A 4841-nucleotide genomic window follows, 5' to 3' on the forward strand; every position below is an offset into this window, starting at 1 on the left:
CGGTGAAGCAGCTGATCGAGGACCACTTCGGCGGCGTGCGCGGCGGCTGGTCGAACCTGAAGGCGGTGATCCCCGGCGGCATCTCGGTGCGGATGATCCCGGCCGACCAGTGCGACGAAGCCGTCATGACCTACGAGGACCTGCAGGCGAGGGGCTCCGGCCTCGGCACCGGCACCATGATCGTGTTCGACAAGGACGCCGACCTGGTGAAGGCGATCGCGCGGGCCTCCTATTTCTACAAGCACGAGAGCTGCGGCCAGTGCACGCCCTGCCGCGAAGGCACCGGCTGGATGTGGCGGGTGATGGAGCGGATGGTCACCGGCGAGGCCGAGATGTCCGAGATCGACCTCTTGCTCGACGTGGCCAGCCAGGTCGAGGGCCACACCATCTGCGGCCTCGGCGACGCCGCGGCCTGGCCGATCCAGGGCCTGTTCCGTCACTTCCGCCACGAGGTGGAGGGCCGCATTACCCAATACCGTGCGCGTCCCGGCAGCTATGCCGGCGCCTCCATCGCCGCGGAGTAGAGCGCATGCCGATTTGCAAGGTCGACGGCGTCGAGGTCGAGTTCGAGCCCGGGATGAACGTCCTGCAGGTGGCCGAGCTGGCGGGCAAGGAGATCCCCCGCTTCTGCTACCACGAGCGGCTTTCCATCGCCGGCAACTGCCGCATGTGCCTGGTCGAGGTGAAGCCCGGCCCGCCGAAGCCGCAGGCCTCCTGCGCGCTGCCGGCCGCCGAGAACATGGAGATCTTCACCGACACGCCGATGGTGAAGAAGGCCCGCCACGGGGTCATGGAATTCCTGCTGATCAACCACCCGCTGGACTGCCCGATCTGCGACCAGGGCGGCGAGTGCGACCTGCAGGACCAGGCCATGGGCTATGGCCGCGACGACAGCCGCTACGTCGACAACAAGCGGGCCGTCGAAGAGAAGTACATGGGACCGTTGATCAAGACGGTCATGACCCGCTGCATCCAGTGCACGCGCTGCGTCCGGTTCATCACCGAGGTCGCCGGCGTTCCTGACATCGGCCTTATCTCTCGCGGCGAAGACGTTGAAATCACGACCTATTTGGACAAGGCCGTGGCCTCGGAACTGAGCGCCAACGTCATCGACCTCTGCCCGGTCGGCGCGCTGACCTCCAAGCCCTACGCCTTCAACGCCCGGCCCTGGGAGCTGAAGAAGACCGAGAGCGTGGACGTGATGGACGCGCTGGGCTCGGCCATCCGGGTGGACGCGCGCGGCGCGGCCGTGCTGCGGGTGCTGCCTCGGGTCAACGAGGACATCAACGAGGAGTGGATCTCCGACAAGACCCGCTACGCCGTCGACGGCCTGGCGCGCCAGCGCCTGGACCGGCCCTACGTCCGCGAAGCCGGCAAGCTGCGCCCCGCGACCTGGAGCGAGGCCCTGGAGGCCGTGGCCGCCAAGCTGAAGGCCACCGCGCCGGACCGCGTCGGCGTGATCGCCGGCGACCTGCAGGACGCGGAGTCGATGAAGGCCGCGCTCGACCTGTTCCGCGGCCTGGGCGTGCAGTCCACCGACTGCCGCCAGGACGGCATGATCCTGGGCGGCGGCCCGCGGGCGAGCTGGTTGTTCAATTCGACGATCTCGGGGATCGAGGAGGCGGACGTCGTCCTGCTGGTCGGGACCAATCCGCGCCTGGAAGCGCCGGTGCTGAACGCGCGGCTGCGCAAGCGCTGGCTGGCCGGGGCGCTGAAGGTCGGCGTGATCGGCGAGAACGTCGACCTGACCTTCCCTTACGAATACCTGGGCGCGGGCCCGAAGAGCCTGGCCGGCGTCGGCAAGGCCAAGGGCGATTTCGCCGCCGCCCTGAAGGCCGCCAAGGCGCCGGCCATCGTGGTCGGAGCCGGCGCCCTGACGCGCGCCGACAGCGCCGCGGTCCTGAAAGCCGCCGCCGCCACGGCCAAGGCCTTCGGCATGACCTGGAACGTGCTGCACAGCGCCGCGTCCCGCGTCGGCGGCCTGGACCTGGGCTTCGTTCCGGGCGCGGGCGGCAAGACGGCGGCCGAGCTGGTCGCGAAGGGCGGGGCGGACCTGCTCTTCCTGCTGGGCGCGGACGAGATCGATGCGTCGGCCTCCAAGGCCTTCACGGTCTATCTGGGCACGCACGGCGACCGCGGCGCGCACACCGCCGACGTGATCCTGCCGGGCGCGGCCTACACCGAGAAGAACGGCCTCTACGTGAACACCGAGGGCCGGGTGCAGCAGGGCGTCCGCGCCGTGTTCCCCAAGGGCGAGGCCAAGGAGGACTGGGCGATCCTGCGCGCGCTCTCCGAACGCCTGGGCGCGAAACTGCCCTACGACAGCCTGGACGCCTTGCGCGCCAAGCTGTTCGCCGACCACCCGAGCTTCGGGCGGATCGACCACGTGGACGGTCCCGCCGGCGCCGCCGGCCTCGACCTCGGCGCCCTGGGCGGCAAGGGCGAGCTCTCCGACGCGCCGTTCGCCGGCGCGATCACGGCCTTCTACCAGTCCAACCCGGTCGCCCGCGCCAGCGTGACCATGGCCGAGTGCGCCGCCCAGGCTTCGGGCGCCGCCAAGATCGCGGCGGAGTGAGCATGGCTGTCTCGACCACCGTGACCACCGCCGCCATCCAGTCCGACAGCCCGGTTATCTGGACCCTGCTGACGGTGGGCCAGATCCTGCTGGTGACCGTCGTCCTGCTGCTGACCGTCGCCTTCCTGATCTACGGCGACCGCAAGATCTTCGCCGGCGTGCAGATGCGCAAAGGCCCCAACGTTGTGGGCCCCTTCGGCCTGCTGCAGTCCTTCGCCGACCTCGGCAAGTTCCTGATCAAGGAACTGATCGTGCCGGCGGGCGCCGACAAGTTCGTCTTCCTGCTGGCACCCTTGATCAGCGTGACCCTGGCCCTGGGGTCGTGGGCCGCCATCCCGCTCGCGCCGGGCTGGGTGATCTCCAACATCAACGTCGGGATCCTCTACCTGTTCGCCGTGTCGTCCATGGGCGTCTACGGCATCATCATGGGCGGCTGGGCGTCGAACTCGAAGTACCCCTTCCTCGGCGCGCTGCGCTCGGCGGCGCAGATGGTCTCCTACGAGGTTTCCATCGGCTTCGTGATCATCACCGTGATCCTGCTGTCCGGGACCATGAACCTGACCCGCATCACCGAGATGCAGGCCGGCGGCTTCTGGCACTGGAACATCCTGGGCGGGGCCGGGCTGAAGAACCTGCCCCTGGCCCTGGTGATGATCCCGATGGGGGTGATCTTCTTCATCTCCGGCCTGGCCGAGACCAACCGTCCGCCTTTCGACCTGCCGGAGGCGGAGAGCGAGCTCGTCGCGGGCTACGCCATCGAATACGGCTCGACGCCCTACATGCTGTTCTACCTGGCCGAGACCTCGAACATCATCCTGATGAGCGGCCTGATGGCCGTGCTGTTCCTGGGCGGATGGCAGGCGCCGTTCCCGGTCCCGGCGTCGTTCTCGGCCCACTTCCCGGCCACGGTGATCAGCCTGGTCGGTCTCTTCTGGCTGGCGGCGAAGACCTTCTTCGTCTTCTTCATGAACGCCATGGTCCGCAGCGTCGTGCCGCGCTACCGCTACGACCAACTGATGCGCCTGGGCTGGAAGGTGTTCCTGCCGACCAGCCTCGTGGCGGTGGCCCTGGTGGCCGGCTGGCGGGTCTACGGAGGGATCGGATGAACCGCGTCCTCATGCCCCTGGCGGCCGTCGCGTTCCTCGGCCTGGCGGCCTGCGAAACCACCGAGAACGACGGCGGGGCGGCCGACTACGACGCCCTGAAGCGCGCCCAGGCCGATTGCGCGGCCCAGGGCGGCAAGCTGGTCCTCAAGGACCAGGGCGACGCCCAGCGCATCGACGCCTACACCTGCAAGAGGACCTGAGATGTTCCAGCGAATCGGACAGGCGATGAGGGGCGCGGCGCTGATGGATTTCGCCGGCGCCATCGGGCTGGGTCTGAAGTACATGACCCGCCCCAAGGCCACCGTGCTCTATCCCCACGAGCGCAACCCGCAGAGCCCGCGCTTCCGCGGCGAGCATGCGCTGCGCCGCTATCCCAACGGCGAGGAGCGCTGCATCGCCTGCAAGCTCTGCGAGGCGATCTGCCCGGCCCAGGCGATCACCATCGAGGCGGAGCCGCGCGAGGACGGCAGCCGGCGCACGACCCGCTACGACATCGACATGGTGAAATGCATCTACTGCGGCCTGTGCCAGGAGGCCTGCCCGGTGGACGCCATCGTCGAGGGCCCGAACATCGAGTTCGCCGTCGAGACGCGCGAAGAACTCTACTACGACAAGCAGCGTCTGCTGGATAACGGCGACCGCTGGGAACGCGAGATCGCGAAGAACCTGGAACTGGATGCGCCCTATCGCTAAGACCCGCCCGGGCCTTTTGCGACAAGCGAATCCCACACTGAGTTAGGGAGCTGGAACAGCCGATGGCCCTGCAGGCGATCGCATTCTATCTGATGGCGGCTGTGACCCTGGTGAGCGCGCTCGCCGTGGTCTCGGCGAAGAATCCCGTGCACTCGGTCCTGTTCCTGATCGCCGCCTTCTTCTCCGCGGCGGGGCTCTTCGTCCTGCTGGGCGCGGAGTTCCTGGCGATGCTGCTGGTGGTCGTCTACGTGGGCGCCGTCGCGGTGCTCTTCCTCTTCGTCGTCATGATGCTCGACGTCGATTTCGCCGAGCTTAAGCAGGGCTTCCTGCAATATCTGCCGATTGGCGCGCTGATCGCGCTCTTCGTCGCCTTCGAACTCGGCTATATCGCCATCGGCTGGACACGCTCGCCGCAGGCGGCGGAGGCCGCCGCGCCCGTCGGCGCCGTCGCCAATACGGCCGCTTTG

General features: G+C 68.4%; 6 protein-coding genes. All 6 read left to right on the plus strand.

What is annotated here, in order from left to right; all coding sequences use genetic code 11:
* Positions 1-524: NADH-ubiquinone oxidoreductase-F iron-sulfur binding region domain-containing protein (locus VNW53_RS05020; RefSeq protein WP_325553996.1), on the plus strand; the 524-nt coding region annotated here is incomplete at its 5' end.
* Positions 525-529: 5 nt separating this feature from the next.
* On the plus strand, positions 530-2575 hold the full coding sequence (gene nuoG, locus VNW53_RS05025; RefSeq protein WP_325553997.1) for an NADH-quinone oxidoreductase subunit NuoG: 2046 nt from the start codon (positions 530-532) through the stop codon (positions 2573-2575).
* A 2-nt stretch (positions 2576-2577) separates the two neighbouring features.
* On the plus strand, positions 2578-3681 hold the full coding sequence (gene nuoH / locus VNW53_RS05030) for an NADH-quinone oxidoreductase subunit NuoH (protein WP_325553998.1): 1104 nt from the start codon (positions 2578-2580) through the stop codon (positions 3679-3681).
* The gene (locus VNW53_RS05035; RefSeq protein WP_325553999.1) at positions 3678-3881 is read left to right on the plus strand and encodes a hypothetical protein; all 204 of its coding nucleotides are present in this window, start codon (positions 3678-3680) and stop codon (positions 3879-3881) included. The genes nuoH and VNW53_RS05035 overlap by 4 nt, the downstream gene beginning before the upstream one ends.
* 1 nt (position 3882) lies before the next feature.
* On the plus strand, positions 3883-4374 hold the full coding sequence (gene nuoI / locus VNW53_RS05040; protein WP_325554000.1) for an NADH-quinone oxidoreductase subunit NuoI: 492 nt from the start codon (positions 3883-3885) through the stop codon (positions 4372-4374).
* 62 nt (positions 4375-4436) lie between these two features.
* A partial coding sequence (locus VNW53_RS05045; protein WP_325554001.1) for an NADH-quinone oxidoreductase subunit J occupies positions 4437-4841 on the plus strand: 405 nt, incomplete at its 3' end.

This window comes from Phenylobacterium sp. (genome assembly GCF_035569475.1).
Taxonomy (GTDB): Bacteria; Pseudomonadota; Alphaproteobacteria; order Caulobacterales; family Caulobacteraceae; genus Phenylobacterium.